This window comes from Paenibacillus glucanolyticus NBRC 15330 (genome assembly GCF_004000885.1).
In the GTDB taxonomy this organism is placed as follows: domain Bacteria; phylum Bacillota; class Bacilli; order Paenibacillales; family Paenibacillaceae; genus Paenibacillus_AQ; species Paenibacillus_AQ glucanolyticus.
In genome coordinates, this window is sequence record NZ_BIMC01000004.1 from 26,406 (window position 1) to 45,369 (window position 18,964).

Here is an 18,964-nt window from a genome sequence, read left to right on the forward strand (position 1 = left end):
CGTTTGAATTTCCCCTTCTTAAGATGCGAGCGTTATGCTATGATAAAAGAGTCCACTCCACCCAGGTGTGGGCCAAACTAATAGAAAAGCGGGATGAGTTCATGAGCGTATCGGAATTAAACACGGTCGATATGGCCGAGGTGCTCACCTATGCCTATGAAATAGGCGACATGATTAATGCTTCCGTCGAAGTGGCGGATTATCTATATTGGAAGCAGGAAGTAGAGAGTGATCCGACGATCCAGGCTTTGATCAGAAAGCTTGAATCCAAGAAAGAACTGTTTGATGAGACTCAGCGGTTCGGTCACTTCCACCCGAATTATCATTCGGCGAAGGATGAAGTAGCCGCAGTGGAATCCGAGCTGGAGGCGTACGAGCCTGTCGCGCGGTTCAAGCAGGCCGAGAAGAATCTGGACGATTTGCTGCACTCGATGTCGGAGAGAATTGCTTTTTCGGTCTCCGAGAGCATCAAGGTTCCGGGCAATGATCCTCTTCCGAAGAAGGGATGCGGCAGCGGCGGAGCTTGTTCCTGCGGATAAGAGGCACACACTAGAGATAGAGATGAAAGTGAGGCGAGGAGCTTAGGATGTTGGCTGAACGGACCGGTTTTATTATATGGGTCAGCGATGTAAAGGCAGCAAGGAACTTGGAGAAATACGGCAGCGTACATTATATATCACGCCGTATGCATTATGTTGTCATGTACGTCAACGCTGACCGTGCCGAAGAGACAATGAAGAACATCCGGAGATTGTCCTACGTTCGTAAGATCGAGCGCTCCTACCGGAATGAGATTAAGACGGAGTACAGCAGCAAAGGGCCGGACAAGGCGAAGTTTTACGGCCCCTAGCCCACAGGCTGTACCGGACTTTGAAGTCAACGGTAATCGCATAGTTGGCGGATGAGCGTAAAGCGGCCCCTTCCCGGGGGGCCGCTTTTTTTGTATAAGCATGTCAGCAGTTTGCAGCTTTCGCTTTTTGTTGAAATTCCATCGCTCACCTCCGCTGCGCAAAGTTTATTATGGAATGGGGACGATAGATTGGCATAAATCGGAATCTTGTTTGATAAAATAGTATAAATACGGTACAATTTACACTTTAATTGGTCCATCATTCCATATGACGTTGCACCTTCCCACACAGGATACAACTAGAGCTTTTTCTAAATTTTCGGTGATTGTTCACAAGAAACGATGTTTCAATCTTGTGAATACTAGTGGAATGATGTAATATGTTGGGTATATATACATAGATACAAAGACCCATTTGGTGGAGAGTGATATTCCATGCGCGACAAAGGGACTGAGCGGTGGAGCACCTATGAGCCGTTTTATATTACGTTAAATGATAAAAAGGTAGCCGACATCGTGATTACCAACCATGCGAAGAGCCGTTATACAGACCGGGTGGAGGGCAATGACACATCCCATGAGGAGATCGGAACCTGGATGTGGGAATGCCTGAAGCAGGACCGGATCGTGCCGTATTATCGTAACGAACAGGACGTCTATCTGATTGATGACGACCTGGTTGTTGTGGCGGAGTTTTCGGAGCTGGAGCATGAGCGTGATCTGATTGGCAATCCACTGCATCGGATGATCATTGTAACTTTTCTGGGACGTATGTCTGAAACCATTGAGCTTCGTGATTTGAAGTCTTATTACTCATGGCTTCGCCATTCGCGTCGTATGACACTGATCAAGAACAGCCGTAAGCGTAAATAGAGATGAACCATAATTCATGATGTGGCATGCGAGCGTAAGCGCGGATGTCTTTTTTTGTATGCGCTGCTGTGATCCGTTACAATGATAAAACAAGAGAGGCAGCGAGAGGGGAACCGATGTTATGAACTTTCATCAGCTACATATTTTTTACACGGTCGCCGAGCGGGGGAGCTTTTCCGCTGCCGCGCAGGCGCTCCACATGAGTCAGCCGGCCGTGACGATGCAGGTGCAAGCGCTGGAGGAATACTTCGGGACAAAGCTTCTTAATCGTTCCACCAAACGCATGGAATTGTCCGAGGCAGGGATGACGCTGCTTCCTTTTGCACGACGGAGTCTGGAGCTGTCTCAGGAAACGGATGCGGCGATGGCCGCTTTCTCGAACAAACTTCAGGGAAGGCTGCAGCTCGGGGCGAGCCTGACCATCGGAGAGTATGTTCTGCCCCGTTTGCTGGGTCCTTTTGGACGGGAGTATCCGGACATATCCATTATGCTTAAAGTGATGAACACCACGCAGATTCTTGAGGAAATCGCAAGCCACCAATTGAATTTCGGGTTGATTGAAGCCCCGGTGGAACATCCGGATATGGTGCTCGATGCGGTCATGGAGGATGAGCTCAAACTGATTGTACCCTCAGGGCATCCACTGGCGGCAAGGGAAGACAAAATCTATCTGGAGGAAGTGCTGGCCTATCCGTTTGTCCTTCGCGAGAAGGGATCGGGGACCCGGCAGGTCATGGAGGATGTTCTGCTGGAGCGGGGGTTTGACCCCGGGAGCATACAAACGGTAATGGAGCTTGGCAGCACAGGGGCGGTGAAATCAGCCGTAGAGGAAGACCTCGGCATTACGATGCTGTCGATCTCAACGGTCAAACATGAAACTGCGCTCGGTTTAGTCAAAATGATTGATATTGCCGATGCCTCGTTTAAACGGAACTTTTATTCGATACAATTGCGTTCAGCGCTGCTGCCCATGTCAGCCATAACGTTTCTGTCCTATCTAAGGGAGCGTCAGCGCTAGGCAAAGGCATATCGGAACTGGCAGCAAAGAAAGGAGATGGAGCAGGATGGACCAAACGACGGAGCGGATGGGCTGTGATCTTCATTCCCACACCCAGGCATCGGATGGAATGAATCGTCCCTCAGAGAATGTGCAGCTTGCCTTCGAGCGGGGACTGGGAGCGCTGGCAATAACGGATCATGACACAGTGGCTGGCGTCGAGGAGGCGTTGCAGGCGGGAGAACGATTGAACATGGTTGTCGTTCCGGGCGTGGAAATCAGCACCATGGCCGGAGGAACGGATATACATGTCCTTGGCTATTATGTAGATTACCGGGATCCCGTGTTTCTTGAACGTCTGGCAGAGCTGCGACGAACAAGGGAACAACGCAATGAGCGCATCATAGATAAACTTCAGGAGCTGGGAATTGAGCTTACGATGGAGGATGTAATCAAGGGTTTGGGACGGCTGCTTGAGCCTGATGAGAGCATCGGGCGCCCGCATATTGCGGATGCGCTGGTTTTGAAAGGACATGCCCTCCATCTGAGGGATGCCTTTGATCGTTATCTAGCGCAAGGCGCAGCGGCCTACGTCCCTCAGCCGCGAATTCAACCGAAGGAGGCCTGCGAATGGATTCGCGAGGCCGGCGGAGTACCGGTGCTTGCGCACCCGGGGCTGTACGGTGACGATGGATTGGTAAGAGAGGTAATCCAGGCGGCGGCGTTTAAGGGAATTGAGGTTTATCATTCCGATCATGAAGCCCCGGATGAGCTGCGGTATTTGGCAATGGCCAAGGAATACGGCTTAATCGTCACAGCTGGATCGGATTATCATGGCGTGAGGCAGGGCCAGGTATTTCATGGGGATATCGGCAGTCGGCAGGTGCCTATGCAGGTGCTGGAACAGCTTCAGCAGGCGCGAACCATATCAAGCTAAATCATAAACGGGTACCCTGGCAGGTCAGTTGATCTGCCAGGGTACCCGTTTCTTTGTGTAGCGATGCCACTGTGTTTGAGCTTGTATTAATTTCGGTTGTTTTTCACTGAATTGGGCAGGGCCTTGATTTGCTGCTCGTTCGGTGTGACGAACAAGGTTTTCTGATTGTCATAGATGACAAATCCGGGCTTGGCTCCATTCGGCTTGCGAACATGTCGAATGAGTGTGTAATCGACCGGCACGCTGCTCGATTCTTTAGCCTGGCTGTAATAAGCGGCAAGCTGAGCCGCTTCCTGCAGCGTGGCGTCACCGTAATCACTGCTTCGGATGACGACGTGAGAGCCTGGAATATCCTTGGTGTGCAGCCATGTATCATTGGAGGATGCGAGACGGTTGGTCACATATTCGTTCTGAAGGTTGTTTTTGCCAACGTAGAGCTCGACACCTTCGGATGAAGTATAGACATGCAGCGTCGGCTTGTCATTTTTTTTCTTTTTCTTGGCTTTGCGGTTTCGATCTCTCAAATATCCCTGTTGAATCAGCTCGTCGCGTATTTCGTCGATATCGTTCAAGGAAGCGTGCGCCAGCTGCTGCAGCAGGTTTTCGATATAATCAATCTCTTCACGGGTCTTAATCAGCTGCTCATCGATGACGGCGAGGCTATTTTTGTATTTGTTGTATTTTTTAAAGTAACGCTGCGCATTGTCCGATGGAGTCAAAAGCGGATCCAGTGGAATGGTAACGGAAGCTTGGTCCTCATCATAGAAGTTGGTCAGCTTTGCTTCCCGGTCTCCCTTCTGAATCTGATGCAGCGAGGCGAAGAGCAGCTCGCCATAGATGCGATACCGGTCTGCATCACCGGCTTCCTCCAAATCGGCATTCAGGTTATTCAGCTTCTTGATGTTCTTGGTTCGTTCATTCTGGAGGAACCGAAGCAGGTCGCTGACCTTCTGCTTAACCGTATCCCGCTGCGCTTTATCACCATAATAATCCTCCAAGCATTGACTGACGGAGTCGTAGGTTGCGGCTTCTCCTGCCAGGAGGCTTAACGGAATGACGGAGAAGACCGATTTCCCCGTTCCATTCAGGCCTGTAACCGGGGTATATTGATGGCTCCGAACTAATTCCATGATCTCGTCGAAAGTGCTCCACAGGCTGCCGCAGTCCTTCTCCGTTTCCTCTTCGGCAGATGCATGAGCGCCCGTGCGGTGGGTTATCTCCTGGGCTGCCAGAGGGCTTAGACCGCTGAATGTCCCTACGAGCCACGGAACGGCTTGCTCCTCACTCATCAAACAAGCTTCCCGGAAAGCTTCCTGCCCGGTTTCCAGCGGATTAAGTTTGTGCTGCTCCGGCGGATTCGTGTAGGAGAACCCGGGCATAACCACTCTGTAACTGCTGATGGACGGGGTTACGTGATGGATGCCGTCCAGAATGGTGCCGTTTGCGGGATCGAGCAAAATAATGTTGCTGTGTCTGCCCATTAGCTCGATGATGATTTTTTTGGAGGATATATCCCCGAGCTCGTCACGCTGACGGATCGTAATATGAATAATCCGTTCCATGCCGACCTGCTGGATGTCCTCGATGATGCCGCTCTCGCAATGCTTGCGCAGGACCATGCAGAACATCGGGGCTTCAGCCGGATTCACAAACGTCTCCTGTGTCAGATGCACCCGGGGATATGTAGGGTTGGCCGATAGCAGCAATTTGGCATTTCCTTGTTTTGTGCGCATATGAAGGACGATGTCCCGATCGTTCGGCTGATATATTTTATTGATCCGCGCACCCTGGCATGATTGAAGCTCATGCACGATTGCGCGTGTGACAATACCGTCTAATGCCATCATTCATTCTCCTATCTGTCTGTTACCCTTCCTAATCGTACTTCTCTATGATGCCATATTTCCCTCAAAAACTTAAGGCCCCTTCTGTGATAATTCAGGACCTGTCCGAATACATTTACGTAGAAAGGGTGGAAAAGCTGTCATCCGCCGGAACTTGCAAAACAACCGGGAGGGAATGGAAGCATGGAACAAAAGCAATGGCACCAGATGGATGTGGAAGAATTGCAGCAGGTGCTGCAAGTGCGTCCGCAGCAGGGCCTCACGGAAGAGGAGGCAGGGGAGAGACGGAAAAAAAGCGGCTATAACGAGCTCTCCGAGGGCGTTAAAATTTCTCCATTTGTTCTGTTCTTGAATCAATTTAAGGATTTCATGGTGTTGGTGCTCCTTGGAGCCACCCTGGTGTCCGGCCTGCTGGGCGAGTATCTGGATGCTGTAACGATTGTAGCCATCATTCTGATCAACGGGATTCTTGGCTTCGTTCAGGAGTTTAGAGCAGAGCGCTCGCTCCGGGCATTAAAGCAGCTGTCCGCACCTACGTCCAGGGTGATTCGGGACGGGAAAGTGGTTCAGCTTGCGGCAAAAGAGCTCGTACCGGGCGATGTGGTACTGGTCGAGAGCGGCGACCGGATTCCGGCCGATGTTCGCTGGCTCGAAATCAGCAGCTGCAGCGTCGAGGAATCGGCATTAACCGGAGAATCCCTGCCGGTTAACAAACATGCCGAGCCGATAAGCGATGCGGATGTTCCGCTGGGTGACCGCAAGAACATCGGATTTATGGGCACGATGGTGGCCCGAGGCACAGGCAAGGGCGTTGTCATTCGCACAGGAATGGACACGGAGATGGGCAAAATCGCCGATCTGATCCAGAATACGGAATCCCAGGAGACTCCACTACAGCATCGCCTGGAGCAGCTTGGCAAAATTTTGATCGGCGTGTCGTTAGGCCTGACGATTCTGGTCGTTCTTGCAGGCATTCTGCATGGACAGCCTGCTGCGGGCATGTTCCTCGCAGGTGTCAGCCTCGCGGTTGCCGCTATACCTGAAGGTCTGCCGGCGATCGTAACCATTGCCCTCGCACTGGGCGTGCAGCGGATGATTAAACGCAAAGCGATTGTGCGCAAGCTGCCATCCGTGGAGACGCTTGGCTGCGCGTCCGTGATCTGCTCAGATAAAACCGGAACGCTTACCCAGAACAAAATGACGGTGACCCAAGTCTGGCTGGGAGGCCGATCATTGGAAGTAACTGGACAAGGTTATGACCCGACGGGCCAGATCCTCCACCGAGGCAAGCCTGTTGAACTGAGATCGGATCAGGGATTGCGCAGGCTGCTGCAAATTAGCGGGCTGTGCAACAATGCCGAGATTTATGAGAACGTGCAGGAAGAAATGCGGAACAAGCGGAAGAGCAAGGAAGAACCGGCAGCCGCTGCCTGGGAACTAAAAGGGGACCCGACAGAGGGAGCGCTGCTGACGCTATCGTCCAAAATGGGATTAAACCGGAGCAGCCTGAACTCTGTCTATCAAAGAGATAAAGAGTTCCCGTTTGATTCGGAACGGAAGCTGATGTCTGTCATCGTCAGCCATCAGGGCGGACGCTTGTTGTGTACGAAGGGCGCCCCGGATGTCCTGCTTGATGCCTGTACCTATATAATGTGGGACGGCAATATCGTCCCGCTCACGGGGACGCTCCGTCAGAAGGTGCTTGCAGCCAATGAAGGCATGGCTTCCGATGCACTGCGCGTGCTTGGCCTGGCGTATCGGGATCTGCGCTCTTACGATAAGCCCGAAACGGAGAAAGAGGCGGAGAGTCAGCTTATTTTTGTTGGACTGGCAGGGATGATTGACCCGCCGCGCCGCGAAGTGCGAGATGCGATTGCGACTTGCCGCCGTGCAGGCATCAAGACCGTAATGATAACGGGCGATCACCGGACAACGGCAGAAGCAATCGCCGCCCAGCTTGGCATCCTTCCAAGGAACGGTCTGTCGATGTCGGGTCAAGAGCTGGCACGGCTGGATGACAAGGAGCTGGATGCGAAGGTGGATCAGACCTTTGTTTATGCCCGTGTATCGCCGGAACATAAACTCCGTATCGTCAAGTCGCTTCAGCGCAAAGGGCATGTAGTTGCCATGACGGGAGACGGCGTGAATGATGCACCGGCGATCAAGGCAGCGGATATCGGGATTGCAATGGGGATTACCGGAACAGATGTAACCAAAGAAGCTTCGTCACTGGTGCTCAGCGACGACAATTTCTCCACGATTGTTTCGGCGATCGAGGAGGGGCGTAGCATCTATGAGAACATCCGTAAATTCATCCGTTATTTGCTTGCTTCCAATGTTGGTGAAATTCTGACGATGTTTTTTGCCATGATGCTGGGCTTGCCGCTTCCGCTTGTTCCGATCCAGATCTTGTGGGTGAACCTGGTCACCGACGGCCTCCCGGCAATGGCGCTTGGCGTGGATCAGCCGGAGAAGGATCTGATGGAGCACAAACCGCGGGGAGCCAAGGAAAATATTTTTGCAAGACGTCTTGGCTGGAAAATCATCAGCCGCGGTATATTGATCGGCCTGTGTACACTCGGCGCCTTCTGGGTCACGCTGCGCATTGCGCCAAACGATCCCGCCCAGCTGGCCAAAGCGCAGTCCGTTGCCTTTGCTACACTCGTCATGGCACAGCTGATCCATGTGTTTGACTGCCGCAGCTCGCGGTCGATTTTCCACCGCAATCCGCTCCAGAACAAAGCCCTGGTGCTGGCCGTGCTGTCCTCGATCTTACTGATGCTTGGCGTGATGTACATCGAGGCGCTTCAGCCGATCTTCAAAACGGTTCCGCTCGGTCTGAAGGAATGGGCGCTTACGCTCGTGGCTGCCGGGATCCCTACGTTCCTGATGGGGGCGGGAAGCGTGTGGGGAGGCAGACGGAATCGCAACCGCCGCAGCATGATGACGAAGAGTGCAAATATTTCGGCGTAAAATGAATGGATGGCCCATCCCTTCTGCGATAAACTATGCACAAGCGTAGCAATTGCAGAGGAGATGGGTTTTTACTATGGAATTTACGAAAATGCACGGACTTGGCAACGACTTCGTTGTTGTATACGGTGAACAAGAACTTCCTAATGATGCGTCCGAACGGGCTGTGAAGCTGTGCCATCGCTTCTTCGGTATCGGTGCTGACGGACTTGTATATATCTTGCCTTCCCGGAAGGCGGACTTCATGATGCGAATTATGAACTCGGACGGCTCCGAAGCCGAGCAGTGCGGCAACGCCATTCGCTGTGTCGCGAAGTATGTATATGATCACGGGCATATCAACCGTGAGGAGATAACGATAGAAACCATCGGTGCCGGAGTGCAGCAGGTTCGCCTTACGGTGCAGGATGGTCAAGTGAGCAGTGTGCGGGTAGACATGGGCGAGCCTGTACTGAATGGACTGAGTGTGCCAACAACCATTGATCTCAACCCGGTTGTGGATCATCCCGTTGAGGTGGACGGCCGGGAGTTCCGTTTCACTGCAGTATCCATGGGTAATCCGCATTGCGTGATTTATGTTGACGATGCTGTTAACTTTGATCTGGGTACATGGGGACCTAAGCTGGAGGTGCATCCGCTGTTCCCGAGAAAGATTAACGTGGAGTTTGCGACCGTGAATTCACGGGATCAAGTGGATATGCGGGTATGGGAGCGCGGCGCAGGTCCGACCCTGGCTTGCGGAACGGGCGCATGTGCGACGCTGGTATCGTCTGTGCTGAATGGATCAACAGACCGCAGCGCAACGATATCCCTGAAAGGCGGAGACTTGTTTATCGAGTGGGATGAGAACGACAACCATGTCTATATGACAGGCCCAGCCGAGCTCGTGTATAAAGGAACGTTAGCCATTTAAGGCACAGCTGTTGGCGATTAGGCACGATTGCGAGATAAAAACTAGCATTTTATAAAGTTTGTCCTGTAGGGGTGGACACGGTAGGGAGGCCTTTGGAAGGTCTCCCTTTTGACTCTTTATCTTTATGAGAGTTTTATGATACATTAGTTGAAAATAAATGTCAGGTGGAGGGAAAACGCGATGAAACCGGATCTTCGGCAGGCATGGGAGAATCAGGTACTGGTCGGTGACGGCGCGATGGGTACTTATTTATATCAAAAGGGATTTCCTGTAGGCATATCATATGAAGAACTGAATTTAACCTCCCCGGAGGTCATCGGGAACGTTCATCGCCAGTATGTTGAAGCTGGTGCTCAGGTGATCGAGACGAACACGTTCTCTGCCAACTACGACAAACTGTCCAAATACGGTTTGGAGACGAGGGTAGAAGAGATTAACCGTGCAGGTGTAAGAATCGCCCGTGAAGCTGCCGGTAATCACGGATACGTAGTGGGGGCTGTGGGCTCCATTCGGGCAGGCAAAAGAAACAACATTTCTACCAGCGAGCTGAAGCGTTACTTCGAAGAGCAGCTGAAGGTTCTGATATCGGAAGGCGTTGACGGCATCCTGCTGGAGACGTTCTATGACGTGGACGAAATGCAGCTGGCGTTGGCGCAGGCGCGAATGCTGAGTGATATTCCGGTAATCTGCCAGTTTGCGGTCGAGGATATAGCCCGTACGCTGGACGGCTTCACGATGCCGGATGCTTACCGCATCCTGAGCCAGGAAGGCGCGGACATCATCGGCTTCAACTGCCGGACCGGTCCTAACGGCATTATGCGCGCGCTGGAAACCTTGAACGGCGTTATGAATCTTCCGGCATCGGTCTACCCTAATGCGGGGATCGCCGATTACGTGGACGGAGAATACCGTTATGGCGCGAGTCCGGAGTATTTCGGCAAGACGGCCCTGGAGTTTGCGGATCGGGGTGCCAGAATTATCGGCGGCTGCTGCGGAACCACACCGGAGCATATTTCAGAAATCTCCTTGGCCTTATCCGGGTACGTGCCTTCACCGCTGCCAGTCGTTGAAGAGGCTGAGGTCAACCGCATCGTGATCCATGAGTCGGCTCAAGAGCAGTTTTATGAGCGCAGCGGGGAACCAACAATCGTAGATATCGTGAAGGAGCGTCACACGGTTATCGTAGAGCTGGACCCTCCAAGGGATCTGGATATCACGAAGTTCATGAAAGGTGCGGAAGCTTTGAAAAAAGCCGGTGCCGACGCCTTGACCCTGGCTGACAATTCGCTGGCCGTAACGCGTATGAGCAACATGGCGCTCGGTCATCTGGTACAGGCGCGCACAGGTCTGCGGCCCTTGATTCATATCGCTTGCCGTGACCGCAATCTTATCGGAACGCAGTCGCATATGATGGGCTTCGATGCTCTTGGCATCGATCACGTGCTGGCCGTGACAGGGGATCCGGCGCGATTCGGAGACTTGCCGGATTCCAGCTCGGTTTATGACATGACCTCATTTGAAATCATACGAATGATCAAACAACTGAATGATGGCATTGCCTTCTCGGGCAAGCCGCTCAAGCAAAAAGCCAAGTTTGTTGTCGGGGCCGCATTTAATCCCAATGTCCGGCATCTCGACAAGGCGGTTGCACGCCTGGAGAAGAAGATTGCCTCCGGTGCGGATTATGTGATGACGCAGCCTGTGTACGACCCCGAGCTGATGGTTAGACTTAGAGAAGCGACAGCTCATTTGGAGATTCCAATCTTTATCGGCATCATGCCGCTGGCAAGCGGACGGAATGCGGAGTACCTGCACAATGAGGTGCCGGGCATTCAGCTTTCGGACGAAGTTCGGATGCGCATGGCCGGGCTTGAAGGTGAAGCGGGACGGGCCATGGGCGTCAAGATCGGCAAGGAGCTGCTGGACGTGGCAACAGAGCTTTTTAACGGCATCTACTTGATGACTCCGTTTATGTTCTATGAAATGAGTGTGCAATTAATGGAGTATGTCTGGGAGAAATCGGGCCGCCGATTGACCCCCTTGTTTCATTAATAATTATCAATTACAATAGTGTAATGGATGTGATTCCGATGTCATTGAGCATGACCGGATATGGGCAATCCGTTGTCGATTTTCAAGGTTACAATATCTCTTTCGAATTGAAGTCTGTCAATCACAGGTATTGTGAGATCGTCTTTCGAATGCCTCGTGAATGGGCATGCTTCGAGGATTCGCTTCGAAGGGCGGTACAGAGCCGAATCGGTCGCGGACGGATTGATGTTTATATTAACAAGGAAAACAACGGCGAGTCCCAGGGTGCTGTGCTGAACCACGCTATGGTTAAGGCATATTTGCAGGCTGCCGAGGATTTGAAGTCATACGGAATTAAGGGAGATCTGGCGGTGCGGGATATTATGTCGCTGCCAGATGTTCTTGTTAGTCCGAGCGGACTTCCCATGGATGAAGCGCAGCAGAAGTTATGGAATGATGCGCTTCTTCAAGGTCTTGAGCAAGCGTTGGACGGTCTGATGCAAATGCGCGGCAGGGAAGGGTCTTTTTTGGTGAGGGACATCGAACAGAGACTTGACCGCCTGCAGCTGCTCCACCGCGAGATGACCGAGCTCGCTCCAGACGTGCCGGAAGAATACCGGAAGCGTCTGCGGCAGCGCATCGAGTCGCTTGCTGAGGGGGCGCTTGCTGTTGATGAACATATATTCGGAATGGAAGTCGCTCTGTTTGCCGAACGTTCCAATGTGGACGAGGAGCTGATTCGTCTTCACAGTCACTTGGAACAGTGCAGGGAGCTGCTTCATCAGAAAAATCCTGTAGGCCGTAAATTGGATTTTCTGATTCAGGAAATGAACAGAGAAGTCAATACGATTGGATCGAAGGCCAATCATCTGACTCTGGTAAACCGTGTTGTCGAAATGAAAGCGGAACTGGAGAAGATTCGTGAGCAAGCCGCCAATGTGGAATAACCGCAGCTTCATCGGCAAATAAGAGTCAAATGTATAGGGGGAGCAACCGCACTATGGCAATCAAACTTATTAATATTGGCTTCGGAAACATCGTATCGGCCAATCGAATCATCTCAATCGTGAGTCCTGAATCGGCTCCGATCAAGAGGATTATTCAAGAAGCACGGGACCGTCATATGCTGATCGATGCTACATATGGTCGAAGGACACGGGCTGTTATCATTACCGATAGCGACCATGTGATTTTATCGGCTGTGCAGCCTGAAACGGTGGCTCACCGTCTGTCCAGCAAAGATGACGACAACGACGAATAAGATGGGGAGTACTATGTCTAAAGGATTATTGATTGTATTGTCCGGTCCTTCCGGGGTGGGAAAGGGAACCGTTTGTACGGCGCTTCGCAGCCGGGTTCCGGAATTGGTGTATTCGGTGTCGGCAACGACACGGTCGCCGCGGCTCGGTGAGGTAAATGGTGTGAACTATTTTTTCAAAAGTCGCGAGCAATTCATGGATATGATTGACAATGATCAGCTGCTTGAATATGCGGAATACGTCGGGAACTATTATGGGACCCCGCGTGATTTTGTGGAAGAAACATTAGCCACTGGTAAGGATATTATACTGGAGATCGAAGTGCAGGGTGCACTGAAGGTGAAGGAGAAGTTTCCGGATGGTATCTTTGTGTTTCTCATGCCGCCGTCGCTGGATGAATTGAAAGACCGAATCCAGGGCCGGGGAACAGAGAGTCAGGCTACAATCGACCATCGTATGTCCGTAGCTGTTGACGAAATCAATCTGCTGCAGCATTATGATTATGCGGTAGTGAATGATGAAATCAATCTCGCTTGTAAGAGAATAGAATCTATCATTATAGCCGAACATTGTAAGGTGAGAAAGTAAGCTGTCTGTCTGTTCATAGACGGCATAAACTTTCAAGTAAAATAAGAAGAGGTGCTTCGACTGTGTTATATCCATCCATTGATGAAATGATGAATAAGGTAGACAGTAAATATTCTCTTGTGGTTGCGGCTTCCCGCCGTGCACGCCAATTGCGTGAAGGAGAAGTTAGCGAGTTGAAACATCCGAAATCTCATAAGTATGTCGGTGTCGCTCTGGAAGAGATCTACGGCGATTACGTGAAGATTGAGAAGGGCCAGGACTAGGACTTTTTCCGACATTTGAATACAACAGCGTTAGCGCGCAAAAATGTGACAACCGAAAGGTTGTTATTTTTTTGACAAGATATGATAGTGTAACTTTCAGACCAATCGAAAGCGGGGGATTGTCATGTTGAACGGAAAAGTCATCGTACTTGGCGTTACAGGTGGCATTGCCGCGTATAAAGCAGCGACTTTATGCAGCAGGCTTGTCCAGAGGGGAGCGGATGTGCACGTCATTATGACGGAATCGGCGAAGCAGTTCATTCCGGAATTAACGCTGCAGACTCTGACCAAAAACCCGGTTTATAGCGATACTTTTGATGAGAGGGACCCGTCGGTAGTCTCGCATATCCACTTGGCCGACTTGGCCGATCTGGTGCTGATCGCTCCAGCAACTGCGAATGTTATTGGTAAAATGGCGCACGGCCTGGCAGACGACATGCTGACCACAACGCTGCTTGCGACCACTGCACCCGTCATGATCTCACCGGCGATGAATGTGCATATGTACACGCATCCGGCCGTTATGGCGAATATGGAGACGCTGGTTTCCCGCGGAGTGGCCATGATTGAACCCGGAGAAGGTCTTCTGGCATGCGGATATGTCGGAAAGGGACGGATGGAAGAGCCGGATACGATCGTTGACGTGGTTGAACGGTTTTTCAATGATCAAGCATCTCAGCTGGAAGAGGTGAGCATGAGCACGGGAAGCGAGTCTCTTGGCCCATTGCAAGGTAAAAAAGTGGTTGTCACGGCTGGGGGTACGGTAGAGCGTATCGATCCGGTCCGTTATATCACGAATGATTCTTCCGGGAAAATGGGGTTTGCGATTGCTAAAGCTGCCCAAATGCTGGGAGCGGATGTTCGCCTCATTGCCGCCCACACGGATGAAGCTCCGCCTGAGGGAATCTCCACGGAAAAGGTGGAATCAGCTCAGGAGATGTACGAAGCGGTGCTTCGCGTGTTTGAGAACAGTGATATCGTTGTTAAGGCGGCAGCTGTCGCTGATTATCGCCCGGCAGAAGTTGCAGCGTCCAAGATCAAGAAGCGCGGCGAGACCATGACGCTTGAGCTTGTAAAAACAACGGACATTCTGGAGAGTCTGGGGCGCCGGAAAATCTCGCAATTCTTGATCGGGTTTGCCGCAGAGACGGATAGTGTGGAGCAGTTTGCCCAAGAGAAGCTGAAGCGTAAAAACTGCGATCTGATCGTTGCCAACGATGTTACGCAGGAGGGCGCGGGATTTGGCACGGATACCAACAGCGTTCATATCTTTGACGCAGAGGGGCTGGTATTGCAGCTTCCCGTAATGTCCAAGGAGGAAGTGGCCCTGAGGCTCTTAACGCTGGCGGCGGAGCGGTTACCCGGGAGGTTATCCTAATGGAAATGGCCCGTGTAATTGTGGACGTGCCGTCCAAGGATACGGACCGGCCTTTTGATTATTTGATCCCGGAGGATCTGCGCCCCTGGATTGAGGTAGGAAGCCGTGTCGGAGTGCCCTTTGGACACCGTACGCTGCAGGGTTTAGTGGTTTCTCTGCATCCGCGTCCCGAGATGGATACGGCCAAAATGAAGCCGATTCAGGAAGTGCTCGATGTGATGCCGCCTCTTTCTCCTGAACTTATTGAGGTCGGGGAATGGATGAAGGAGCGCTATGCTTGCCGTCATATATCTGCTCTCCAATCGATGCTGCCAACGGCGCTGAAAGGAAAAGCGGAGCGCTATATTTCCCTTGCCCATTCTGATATGGACATGGACAGCACAGAGGAAGCGGACGGACTATTTGCTCTCCTGCCCGAGAGTGAGCTGGAGCAGCAGATCATCCGGTTTGTCGGTCAGAAGGGCGAGGTGTCGCTTCAGCAGCTATCCCGGGCGTTTCCGGATGGGGCTGCAACGATAAAAGCGCTGATCGGCCGAGGACGGCTCAGCGAATTTCAGCAGATCAAGGATAAACTGCAGAAAAAAACGATGAAGGCGATAGAGCTTGCCGTTTCGAGCGAGGAAGCGAGCACGGCTTTAGCGTCTTTTCCGGCGAAGGCTCAGCGTCAGAAGGAAGTGCTCCAATATATTTTGGAGATGGAGGACTTTCTGCCGATATCGCAAAAGGATCTGCTGCAGACACTTGGCGTCACAGCGGGTACCGTCAAAGCGCTTGCTGACAAAGGGCTGATTACCCTTGAAGATGTCGAAGTGTTTCGCGACCCATACAGAGGGCGGAACTTCACGCCGAGCACCCCATTGGCGCTCACGCAGGAGCAGCAGGTGGTGTACCGCAGCATCGTGAATAAGCTTGACGAACGTGAGCATGGCGTATTTCTGCTGCATGGGGTTACAGGCAGCGGCAAGACGGAAATCTACCTGCAGACCATTCAGCGCTGCCTGGAACAGGAGCGTCAGGCGATTGTTCTGGTTCCGGAAATATCGCTCACCCCGCAAATGGTGGAACGATTCAAAGCCCGCTTTGGCGACCGCGTGGCCGTCATGCACAGTCGGCTTTCGGACGGTGAACGCTATGATGAATGGCGCAAAATAAGGGAAGGCCGCGCCTCTGTAGTTGTGGGTGCCCGATCGGCGGTGTTTGCGCCGTTTGATCGCCTAGGTCTGATCATTATGGATGAAGAGCATGAAACATCATATAAACAGGAAGAAACACCGAAGTACCATGCCAGGGACGTTGCGATTCACCGGGCCTCGCTGACCGGCGCTGCCGTCATTTTAGGCTCTGCAACGCCTTCGCTTGAGAGCTATCATGCGGCAAAATCGCAGGCGCAGGATCATTTTGCGCCGCAGCTGCTGGAGATGCCAAGCCGCGCGCTGGGGAACCGGCTGCCCGAGGTGCAGATCGTGGATATGCGGGAGGAGCTGCGCGAAGGAAACCGCTCTATGTTTAGCCGTTCCCTGCATGCAGCGATTACAACGCGGCTTGAACGCGGAGAACAGACGGTGCTGCTTCTGAATCGGCGGGGCTACTCTACGTTTGTGATGTGCCGGAGCTGTGGATATGTGGCAGGTTGTCCGGAATGCGATATCTCGCTGACCTATCATCAGAAATCGAACAATCTGCGCTGCCATTATTGCGGTTATGCGGCACAGGCACCAGAGGTGTGTCCGGATTGCGGAAGCGAGCATATACGCTATTTCGGTACGGGCACACAGCGCGTCGAGGAAGAATTGGCCAAGCTGTTTCCCGGGATACGCGTCATTCGAATGGATGTGGACACGACCACAGAGAAGGGCTCCCACGAGAAGCTGCTTAAGCAATTTCGAGATAAAAAGGGAGACGTCCTCCTCGGCACCCAGATGGTCGCCAAAGGACTGGATTTCCCGGATGTTACCTTAGTCGGTGTCATTACAGCCGATTCGGCGCTGAACCTGCCCGATTTCCGGGCTGCCGAGAAGACGTTCCAGCTTCTCACTCAGGTTGCCGGACGTGCCGGGCGCCATCAGCTGCCTGGTGAAGTGGTCATCCAGTCGTATACTCCGGAACATTATTCGATCATTCACGCGAGCAGCCATGATTATTTATCCTTCGTCAAGGACGAACTGAAGCACCGCAAGGCGCTCCACTACCCGCCGTATTGCAGGCTGATACTGGTGACGCTATCCCATGAGCAGCTGCCGCTGCTGGTTAGAATGGCGGAGAATTTTGCCGCTGCCATAAAAAGCGAATCCGACCGGCGAGGATGGTTCGGAAGCCTGGACCGGTTTGACGCGAGCGCGCTCGATATACTGGGTCCCGTGGCTTCGCCAATTCCGCGGTTAAAAAATAGATACAGATTTCAATGTATGATAAAATGGCGAGGAACGATGGATGCCGTCTCGCTGGTGCGTGTGGTTGCCGAGAAGCTTCAGGATTCGGCGCGGGACAGCAAACTCCAAATCAGTATTGACGTTGATCCGCAAATGTTAATGTAATACCGCATATAATGATGAAAAGCACAAGGATGGTGTCGTATACATGGCGATTCGAATTATCGTTAAAGAACCGGATGAGGTTCTTCACAAGAAGGCAAAGGAAGTTACCAAAATCACGCCGAACGTACAAAAGCTGCTGGATGACATGGCAGATACGATGTACGATGCAGATGGCGTGGGGCTGGCTGCGCCGCAGGTCGGCATATTGAAGCGTCTGATCGTCATTGATGCTGGTGACGAGCACGGTCTCATCAAGATGATCAATCCAGAGATTGTGGAGAGCGAAGGCGAGCAATTCGGACCGGAAGGCTGTCTTAGCATACCGGGATGGAACGGGGATGTGCGCCGCGCGGAGAAAGTGACGGTTAAAGGGCTTGATCCTGAAGGCAATGAGCTCATCATTACGGGTACGGGGCTGCTTGCACGTGCGTTTCAGCATGAAATTGATCATCTGAACGGGGTGCTGTTTACAGAAATCGCTGATCGGGTGTATGAATATGTTCCGGAACAGCCAAGAAAAGAGCTGGAGAACCGATGAAGATCGTATTTATGGGCACCCCGGCCTTTGCAGTACCCAGCCTGGAAATGTTGATTGCCGAAGGTTATTCCATAGCGGCCGTGGTTACGCAGCCAGATCGTCCGCAAGGGCGTAAAAAAGTGCTGACTCCGACGCCGGTGAAGGAAGCCGCGCTTCGCCATGGTATCCCGGTTTTGCAGCCTCAGCGCCTGCGGAGCCCGGAAGCTGTGGCTGAACTGGCGGAATATAAGCCGGATCTAATCGTAACGGCCGCTTATGGTCAAATCCTGCCGAAATCAGTGCTGGATATGCCATCGCTGGGCTGTCTGAATGTACACGGATCGCTGCTCCCCGCTTACCGGGGAGGAGCACCAATCCAGCGCAGCATCATCAATGGAGAAGCGGTAACAGGCATTACGCTCATGTATATGGCAGAGGGTCTCGATACGGGCGACATGATTGCCAAGGCCGAAGTTCCCATTGAAGAAACCGATACGGCCGGAACCATGTTCGAGAAGCTGAGCCAAGCTGGCGCGAAGCTGCTTCAGCAGGAGCTTCCGCGTTTGGTGAAGGGCAAGGTGGATGCTGAGCCTCAGGACGAGGCGAAGGCAACGTATGCACCGAATTTGACCCGGGATGATGAGAAGATTGATTGGAGCCGCAGCTCCCGTGAAATTTATAATCAAATCCGTGGTCTTGTTCCGTATTCCGGCGGATTTACGCTATGGAACGGAGAAGTATTTAAGGTATGGGCAGCGGCCAATCCGAGCAGCGCTCAAGTGATATCCAGCGAAGCCCAGCCCGGAACGGTCCTTGGACTTCACGAAGAGGGCATCGTTGTGAAGACCGGTGACGGCTCACTTACTTTGCTTACCGTCCAGCCTAGCGGCAAGAAGGCGATGGATGCTGCCCAATTCGTGCGCGGGACAAGCCTGGCGGTCGGGACGGTGCTAACGTGAGCGGTAACCGTAACCCGAAGGGACGCCAGGAATCCCCGCGGGAGCTGG

General features: G+C 52.5%; 17 protein-coding genes. 16 read left to right on the forward strand and 1 reads right to left on the reverse strand.

All coding sequences use genetic code 11. From position 1 onward, the window contains the following. The first annotated feature begins 101 nt into the window (after positions 1–101). The 5 genes from PGL02S_RS08125 to PGL02S_RS08145 all read left to right on the forward strand — a co-directional run bounded on the left by PGL02S_RS08125 (position 102) and on the right by PGL02S_RS08145 (position 3,657). Complete coding sequence (locus tag PGL02S_RS08125) at positions 102–539, forward strand: YlbF family regulator (protein WP_006209209.1); 438 nt, start codon at positions 102–104, stop codon at positions 537–539. A 47-nt stretch (positions 540–586) separates the two neighbouring features. After that, positions 587–850 carry a YlbG family protein gene (locus PGL02S_RS08130; RefSeq protein ID WP_006209210.1) on the forward strand — a complete coding sequence of 88 codons (264 nt, stop codon included), beginning with the start codon at positions 587–589 and terminating at the stop codon, positions 848–850. 435 nt (positions 851–1,285) lie between these two features. Next, positions 1,286–1,723, forward strand: coding sequence for a hypothetical protein (locus tag PGL02S_RS08135; protein ID WP_006209211.1), 438 nt, complete (start codon positions 1,286–1,288; stop codon positions 1,721–1,723). Between the two features lie 121 nt (positions 1,724–1,844). Then, the gene (locus PGL02S_RS08140) at positions 1,845–2,741 is read left to right on the forward strand and encodes a LysR family transcriptional regulator (protein WP_006209212.1); all 897 of its coding nucleotides are present in this window, start codon (positions 1,845–1,847) and stop codon (positions 2,739–2,741) included. A gap of 46 nt (positions 2,742–2,787) precedes the next feature. Continuing rightward, positions 2,788–3,657 (forward strand): PHP domain-containing protein, encoded by an 870-nt coding sequence (locus PGL02S_RS08145; protein ID WP_036636560.1) that lies wholly within the window; start codon positions 2,788–2,790, stop codon positions 3,655–3,657. 86 nt (positions 3,658–3,743) lie between these two features. Here the strand turns inward: PGL02S_RS08145 and PGL02S_RS08150 are convergent, their stop codons facing one another. Then, positions 3,744–5,501 (reverse strand): Rqc2 family fibronectin-binding protein, encoded by a 1,758-nt coding sequence (locus PGL02S_RS08150; RefSeq protein WP_036636561.1) that lies wholly within the window; start codon positions 5,499–5,501, stop codon positions 3,744–3,746. 183 nt (positions 5,502–5,684) lie between these two features. Here PGL02S_RS08150 and PGL02S_RS08155 point away from each other — a divergent pair, with 183 nt between their 5' ends. The 11 genes from PGL02S_RS08155 (at position 5,685) to fmt (ending at position 18,916) form a co-directional block, all read left to right on the forward strand. Beyond that, positions 5,685–8,474, forward strand: coding sequence for a calcium-translocating P-type ATPase, SERCA-type (locus PGL02S_RS08155; RefSeq protein WP_036636565.1), 2,790 nt, complete (start codon positions 5,685–5,687; stop codon positions 8,472–8,474). Between the two features lie 76 nt (positions 8,475–8,550). After that, entirely contained in the window at positions 8,551–9,387 is an 837-nt protein-coding gene (gene dapF / locus PGL02S_RS08160; RefSeq protein ID WP_006209215.1) for a diaminopimelate epimerase, read from the forward strand. A 180-nt stretch (positions 9,388–9,567) separates the two neighbouring features. Beyond that, complete coding sequence (locus PGL02S_RS08165; protein WP_036636576.1) at positions 9,568–11,439, forward strand: bifunctional homocysteine S-methyltransferase/methylenetetrahydrofolate reductase; 1,872 nt, start codon at positions 9,568–9,570, stop codon at positions 11,437–11,439. Positions 11,440–11,477: 38 nt separating this feature from the next. Further along, on the forward strand, positions 11,478–12,365 hold the full coding sequence (locus PGL02S_RS08170) for a YicC/YloC family endoribonuclease (protein ID WP_006209217.1): 888 nt from the start codon (positions 11,478–11,480) through the stop codon (positions 12,363–12,365). A 53-nt stretch (positions 12,366–12,418) separates the two neighbouring features. Continuing rightward, positions 12,419–12,679 (forward strand): extracellular matrix/biofilm regulator RemA, encoded by a 261-nt coding sequence (remA, locus tag PGL02S_RS08175; protein WP_006209218.1) that lies wholly within the window; start codon positions 12,419–12,421, stop codon positions 12,677–12,679. Between the two features lie 13 nt (positions 12,680–12,692). Further along, on the forward strand, positions 12,693–13,265 hold the full coding sequence (gmk, locus tag PGL02S_RS08180; RefSeq protein WP_006209219.1) for a guanylate kinase: 573 nt from the start codon (positions 12,693–12,695) through the stop codon (positions 13,263–13,265). A gap of 62 nt (positions 13,266–13,327) precedes the next feature. Further along, positions 13,328–13,528: a DNA-directed RNA polymerase subunit omega gene (rpoZ, locus tag PGL02S_RS08185; RefSeq protein WP_006209220.1), complete on the forward strand. Its 201-nt coding sequence runs from the start codon at positions 13,328–13,330 to the stop codon at positions 13,526–13,528. Between the two features lie 124 nt (positions 13,529–13,652). Next, positions 13,653–14,906: a bifunctional phosphopantothenoylcysteine decarboxylase/phosphopantothenate--cysteine ligase CoaBC gene (gene coaBC, locus PGL02S_RS08190; RefSeq protein ID WP_036636578.1), complete on the forward strand. Its 1,254-nt coding sequence runs from the start codon at positions 13,653–13,655 to the stop codon at positions 14,904–14,906. Continuing rightward, positions 14,906–17,440, forward strand: coding sequence for a primosomal protein N' (gene priA / locus PGL02S_RS08195; RefSeq protein ID WP_036636580.1), 2,535 nt, complete (start codon positions 14,906–14,908; stop codon positions 17,438–17,440). The genes coaBC and priA overlap by 1 nt, the downstream gene beginning before the upstream one ends. 43 nt (positions 17,441–17,483) lie before the next feature. After that, the gene (def, locus tag PGL02S_RS08200) at positions 17,484–17,978 is read left to right on the forward strand and encodes a peptide deformylase (RefSeq protein WP_036636582.1); all 495 of its coding nucleotides are present in this window, start codon (positions 17,484–17,486) and stop codon (positions 17,976–17,978) included. Beyond that, the gene (fmt, locus tag PGL02S_RS08205; RefSeq protein WP_036636584.1) at positions 17,975–18,916 is read left to right on the forward strand and encodes a methionyl-tRNA formyltransferase; all 942 of its coding nucleotides are present in this window, start codon (positions 17,975–17,977) and stop codon (positions 18,914–18,916) included. Before def ends, fmt begins: the two co-directional genes overlap by 4 nt. The last annotated feature ends 48 nt before the right edge of the window (positions 18,917–18,964 follow it).